This window comes from Fretibacterium fastidiosum, from assembly GCF_000210715.1.
GTDB classification, from domain to species: domain Bacteria; phylum Synergistota; class Synergistia; order Synergistales; family Aminobacteriaceae; genus Fretibacterium; species Fretibacterium fastidiosum.
Genome location: NC_021038.1, coordinates 1,017,735 through 1,023,559 on the forward strand (window position 1 = coordinate 1,017,735; position 5,825 = coordinate 1,023,559).

At 67.5% G+C, this 5,825-nt stretch carries 6 protein-coding genes; all 6 read left to right on the forward strand.

Translation table 11 applies throughout. The features are described from left to right. Nucleotides 1-823 (forward strand): [FeFe] hydrogenase H-cluster radical SAM maturase HydE (hydE, locus tag SY1_RS04605; RefSeq protein ID WP_208872852.1); only part of this gene is annotated, 823 nt, incomplete at its 5' end. 271 nt (nucleotides 824-1,094) lie between these two features. Then, nucleotides 1,095-2,543 (forward strand): [FeFe] hydrogenase H-cluster radical SAM maturase HydG, encoded by a 1,449-nt coding sequence (gene hydG / locus SY1_RS04610; RefSeq protein WP_015556336.1) that lies wholly within the window; start codon nucleotides 1,095-1,097, stop codon nucleotides 2,541-2,543. A gap of 8 nt (nucleotides 2,544-2,551) precedes the next feature. After that, the gene (hydF, locus tag SY1_RS04615) at nucleotides 2,552-3,775 is read left to right on the forward strand and encodes a [FeFe] hydrogenase H-cluster maturation GTPase HydF (RefSeq protein ID WP_015556337.1); all 1,224 of its coding nucleotides are present in this window, start codon (nucleotides 2,552-2,554) and stop codon (nucleotides 3,773-3,775) included. Between the two features lie 123 nt (nucleotides 3,776-3,898). Beyond that, complete coding sequence (rsmG, locus tag SY1_RS04620; protein WP_208872854.1) at nucleotides 3,899-4,669, forward strand: 16S rRNA (guanine(527)-N(7))-methyltransferase RsmG; 771 nt, start codon at nucleotides 3,899-3,901, stop codon at nucleotides 4,667-4,669. Further along, the gene (locus SY1_RS04625; RefSeq protein ID WP_279369720.1) at nucleotides 4,669-5,457 is read left to right on the forward strand and encodes a ParA family protein; all 789 of its coding nucleotides are present in this window, start codon (nucleotides 4,669-4,671) and stop codon (nucleotides 5,455-5,457) included. The genes rsmG and SY1_RS04625 overlap by 1 nt, the downstream gene beginning before the upstream one ends. After that, on the forward strand, nucleotides 5,436-5,825 hold a 390-nt coding region (locus SY1_RS04630; protein ID WP_208872856.1), incomplete at its 3' end, for a ParB/RepB/Spo0J family partition protein. The genes SY1_RS04625 and SY1_RS04630, both read left to right, overlap by 22 nt.

Sequence of the window (5,825 nt, forward strand, 5' to 3'; positions counted from 1 at the left end):
CGAGGGCTACGAGCTCGGCTTCCGCACCTTCGTCCTGCAGGGCGGCGAAGACGACCACTTCACCGACGCCGTGCTCTGCGCGCTCGTCCGGGAGATCAAGGCGCGCTGCCCCGGCTCTGCGGTGACGCTCTCCCTGGGCGAGCGCGGGAGGGCGAGCTTTCAGCGCCTCTTCGACGCCGGCGCGGACCGCTACCTCCTGCGCCACGAGACGGCGGACCCGGCCCACTACGCAAGGCTGCACCCGCCCGAGATGTCCTTTGCAAACCGGATGTGCTGCCTTCGGGACCTGAAGGAGATCGGCTATCAGGCAGGCTGCGGCTTCATGGTGGGGTCCCCCTTTCAGACCGCGGCGGAGCTGGCGAAGGACCTGAAGTTCATCGAAGCGTTCAAGCCGGAGATGTGCGGCATCGGCCCCTTCATCCCGCAGGCGGACACGGAGTTCCGAGGCCGCCCGGCGGGAAGCGCGGAGCTGACCTGCTACCTCCTCTCCATCATCCGGCTCATCCACCCGCCCGTCCTGCTGCCCGCCACGACGGCGCTGGGGACCGTCCACCCCCATGGGTCGGGAGATGGGGATTCGGGCCGGCGCCAACGTCGTGATGCCGAACCTCTCCCCCGCCTCCGTGCGGAAGAAGTACGCGATCTACGACGGCAAGCTCTGCACCGGAGAGGAGTCCGCTCAGGGCCTTGCGCGCCTCGCGCGCAGGATGGCCGGCATCGGCCGGCGCCTCTCCATGGACCGAGGCGACGTCAAGCGGGAGGCCTGGCCCGCCTGATTCGCCCGCGATGGAACGCGAGCGCGTCGCCGCCTCAAAGCGTCTAAACCTTAATAATAGTTAAGGAAGCGCTGATTAATCTTCAAAAATTGTTGAAAGCAATCAAGGAACATCAATAAAGGGTATCCTTCAGCGCTTCCCTAAAATTTTAAAATGGGGCTACGCCCCAAGCCCCACGCGCTTCGCGCGGCCTGATGAAGTTTCATACGCTGAAGGGAGCCCATACGGTTGACAGTTCTCAACGACTTAATCAGTGTTTCCCTAAAAATATCTAACAGGGAAGACGACGTTCTGACCTGAAAGAAGGGGTGATCATCCATGGCTGTTTACGATCCAAAGTCGCTCCGCGCAACGGAGTTCATCAACGACGAGGAGATCCTGGAGACGCTGGACTACGCGGACCGCAACAAGGAGAACGTCCGCCTGATCGACGAGCTCCTGGAGAAGGCGCGCCCGCGTCGGACCGCGGGGGGCTGTCAGTGCAGCGGCCTCACCCACCGGGAGGCCTCCGTGCTCCTGGCCTGCGAGATGCCGGACAAGGTGGCGAGAATGTACGAGGTGGCGGAGGAGATCAAGCTGGCGTTCTACGGAAACCGCATCGTGATCTTCGCGCCGCTCTACCTCTCCAACTACTGCGTCAACGGTTGCCTCTACTGTCCCTATCACACGGCGAACAAGACCATCCCGCGCAAGAAGCTGACGCAGGAGGAGGTCCGACGCGAGGTCGTCGCGCTGCAGGATATGGGGCACAAGCGGCTGGCCATCGAATCCGGTGAGGACCCGGTCAACAACCCCATCGAGTACATCCTGGACTGCATCAGGACCATCTACGGCGTCCACCACAAGAACGGCGACATCCGGCGCGTCAACGTCAACATCGCCGCCACCACGGTGGAGAACTTCAGCAAACTGAAGGACGCGGGCATCGGCACCTACATCCTCTTCCAGGAGACCTACCACAAGAAGGGCTACCTCGAGCTGCACCCCACGGGTCCCAAACACGACTACGACTACCACACCGAGGCGATGGACCGGGCGATGGACGGCGGCATCGACGACGTGGGGCTGGGCGTCCTGTTCGGGCTCGACAAATACCGCTACGAGTTCGCCGGGCTTTTGATGCACGCGGAACACCTGGAGGCGGTTCACGGCGTGGGACCCCACACCATCAGCGTGCCGCGCGTCAAGCGGGCCGACGGCATCGACCCCGACGTCTTCGACAACTCCATCTCCGACGACACCTTCACGAAGATCGCCGCCTGCATCCGGCTGGCCGTGCCCTACACGGGCATGATCGTCTCCACCCGCGAGTCCGAGGCGGTGCGGGCACGACTGCTGCAGGTGGGCATCTCCCAGGTCAGCGGCGCGTCCCGTACCTCCGTCGGCGGCTACACGGAGGAGGAGCGCCCCCACGACACGGAGCAGTTCGACGTCTCCGATCAGCGCACGCTGGACGAGGTCGTCCGCTGGCTGATGGACAGCGGGCACATCCCCTCCTTCTGCACGGCGTGCTACCGCGCGGGCCGCACGGGAGACCGGTTCATGAGCCTGTGCAAGAGCGGCCAGATCCTGAACTGCTGCCATCCCAACGCCCTGATGACCTTGACGGAGTACCTGGAGGACTACGCCAGCCCGGAGACGAAGCGCATCGGCTACGAGATGGTGGCGCGCGAGCTGAACCGCATCCCCCGCGAAAGGGTGCGAGCGACGGCACGCGAGAACATCGAGGCCATCCGGAACTCCAACCGGCGGGACTTCCGCTTCTAGGGGACGCCATGGGGCTGAACGACACCCCGTCGGGCGAGCGGGTTCACGTGGCCTTCTTCGGGGTTCGGAACGCGGGCAAGTCCAGCCTCGTCAACGCCGTGACCGGGCAGGACCTTTCCATCGTCTCGGACGTTGGGGGCACCACCACCGACCCGGTGAGGAAGGCGATGGAGCTCCTGCCCCTTGGCCCCGTGCTCATCATCGACACGCCGGGGCTGGACGACGAGGGGGCGCTTGGGGCCCTGCGCGTGGAGAGGACGCTCCGCATCCTGGCGGAGACGGACGCCGCGGTCCTGGCGGCCGACGCCCGGCGCCCGCTCACGGAGCACGACCACAGGCTGCTGGCCCTCCTGAAGGAGAGGGCCATCCCCTTCCTCATCGCCCGCACCAAGGCGGACCTGCTGAGGCCGGAGGAGCGCCCCGCGCCGGGCCGGGACGAGCTCTGCGTCAGCGCCGTCACCGGCGAGAACGTCGAAGAGTTGAAGGAGCGGATTGCCGCCCTCGCCCGGAGCGTGGAGGACAAAAAGCGCCTCATTGCGGACCTCCTCTCCCCCGGCGACACGGTGCTCCTCATCATGCCCCAGGACGGCTCCGCCCCGAAGGGGCGCCTGATCCTGCCGCAGCAGCAGACGGTCCGGGAGGTCCTGGACGCCCACGCCATCGTCGTGGCCTGTCAGGAGACGGAGGTCGCGGAGGCGCTCTCCGGGCTCACCCGCCCTCCGCGCCTGGCCGTCACGGACTCCAAGGTCTTCGCCCGCGCCGCGCAGGACGTGCCCCCCTGCGTGCCCCTCACCTCCTTCTCCATCCTCTTCGCCCGGTACAAGGGGAACCTGGCGGCCCTGGCCCGTGGGGCGGGGCGGCTCTCGCGCCTCAGGACCGGGGACCGGGTGCTGATCGCCGAGGGCTGCACGCACCACCGCCAGTGCGGCGACATCGGGGTCGTCCTCATGCCGGGGTGGATCGAGCGGTACGCCGGCGCGAGGCCCTGCTTCGACTTCGCCTCCGGCGGGGACTTCCCCAGGGACCTGTCGGGCGTTTCCCTCGTCCTCCACTGCGGCGGCTGTATGCTGAACGAACGGGAGATGCAGCGCCGTATCGGAGAGGCGGAGGCCGCGGGCGCGCCCATCGTCAACTACGGCATGGCCATCGCGCAGATGCACGGCGTCCTGCGCCGCAGCCTAGAGCTCTTTCCGGACGTCCTGAAGCTGATGGAGGAGGAGCGGGCCGGGTAGGATACGGCAGGGACGGTGGAAAGCTAGAAGGGGAGGCTGCGTCCGCGCGGCCTCCCCCCGCCGTCCGCGGACGCCGGGGGCAACAAACGGCAGGCGGCAATGACGGAACTAATGATAGAATAGATGGCACTGGCCGAGGTCGAATTTCAGGGGGCGGACGGTTTGGGCGAGAGGGAAGAAAAGGACAAAAAGAGGGCCTCCTTCGGCGGGGCCACGCCCGCACAGGGTCCCGGCCCCGCCGAGATCGAGGAGACGCATCGGGCGGTCCTGCGCCGCTACGCGGACCTTCTGGCGTCCTGCACGACGGCGCGCCTGACGGGCACGCGCGGCGCGGAGGAGCTCTACAGCCTGCACGTCGCGGACTGCCTTGAGTCCGTGCCCTTTCTGCCGCCCACGGGACAGGTCCTCGACCTCGGCAGCGGCGGCGGGCTTCCCGGACTGGTCTGGGCCATCTGCCGGCCGGACCTCCGGATCCTCCTGCTGGACAGCGTCGGCAAGAAGTGCCGCGCCGTGCAGGAGATCGCGGAGGCCCTCGCGCTCTCCAACGTGACGGTCCTCTGCACTCGAAGCGAGGAAGCCGCCCGCACTCGGCGCGAGTCCTTTGCCCTGGCTGGGGCCAGAGCCGTAGCCAGCGCGGGCGTCACGGCGGAGCTCCTGTCCCCCTTCGTGGAGGTGGGCGGGGTTCTCCTCACCTTCAAGGGGCCGAAGCTCGACGCGGAGCTGGCGGAGGTGCGCGGCCGCTGGCAGGGGCTGGGACTCAGGGCGCCCCTCATCTACGGGTACGGAGGGCCGGAGTCCTCCCGCCGCCTCGTCCTGTGGGAGAAGGCTTGGCCCTGTCCCCGCGCGTACCCGCGCCCCGCAGGCGCGGCTTCAATGAAAGGCTGGTGGCTGTAGTGCCAACGTCCGATCAGGCTCCAACGATCGTTGTATCCAATCAAAAGGGCGGCGTGGGGAAGACGACCACCTGCATCAACCTGGCGGCCGAGCTGGGCCGACACGACTACTCCGTCCTGTTCGTGGACATGGACCCCCAGGCCAACGGGACGAGCGGGCTTGGGGTCAACGCCTCGGCCCTGGGAAGGAGCGTCTACAACGTCCTCATCGGCGACGTCCCCATTCAGGACGCCATCCTGACGACGGCCTGGAAGAACGTCAGCCTGCTGCCCTCGTCACTGGACCTGGCCGGTGCGGAGATCGAGCTGGCCAGCGCCATCAGCCGGGAGTCCAAGCTCAAGCGCCAACTGGAGAAGGTCTGCGGATACGACCTCGTCCTGATCGACTGCCCCCCCTCCCTGGGCATCCTCACCCTCAACGCCCTGGCGGCCTGCGACCGCCTCCTGGTGCCCATTCAGTGCGAGTACTACGCGCTGGAGGGCGTCACCCAGCTGGTCCGCACGGTGAACCTGGTCCACGAGACGCTGAACCCGTCGCTTGAGATATCGGGCATCCTCCTGACCCTCTACGACTCGCGCACCCGCCTGGGCAACGAGGTGATGGCGGAGGTGCGCCGCCAGTTCGGCGACGTCGTGTTCGACGCGGTGATCCCCCGCAACGTCCGCCTGTCCGAGGCGCCGAGCTACGGCTCACCCATCGCCTACTACGACGCCAACAGCACGGGGGCCCGCGCCTACGAGGCCCTGGCGAAGGAGGTCATCCAGCGATGGCTGAGCGAAAAGCCCTAGGCAAGGGGTTCTCGGCCCTCCTGGGGAGCGGGGCGGGCGACGCCGCCCTGGAGAAGATCTACCGGGTACGCCTGGAGGACCTCCGGCCGGACCCGGAACAGCCCCGGAAGGAGATGGACGAGGAGGAGCTGAAGCACCTGGCCGCGTCCATCGAGCTCCACGGCATCCTCCAGCCCCTCCTCCTGCGGAGGGAGGAGGACGGAGGCCTCCGCATCGTCGCCGGGGAGCGGCGCTGGCGTGCGGCGGCCCTGGCGGGCCTGCGGGAGGTCCCCGCCCGAATCCTGACCGCCTCCGAGGCCGAAGCGCGCGAGCTCTCCCTCATCGAGAACGTCCAGCGGAAGGACCTCTCCCCCATCGAGGTCGCCTCC

Bases quoted from the DNA above. Each gene is read 5' to 3' on its own strand.
- hydG (WP_015556336.1), top strand. From the start codon at position 1,095: ATGGCTGTTTACGATCCAAAGTCGCTCCGCGCAACGGAGTTCATCAAC.
- hydF (WP_015556337.1), top strand. From the start codon at position 2,552: ATGGGGCTGAACGACACCCCGTCGGGCGAGCGGGTTCACGTGGCCTTC.
- rsmG (WP_208872854.1), top strand. From the start codon at position 3,899: ATGGCACTGGCCGAGGTCGAATTTCAGGGGGCGGACGGTTTGGGCGAG.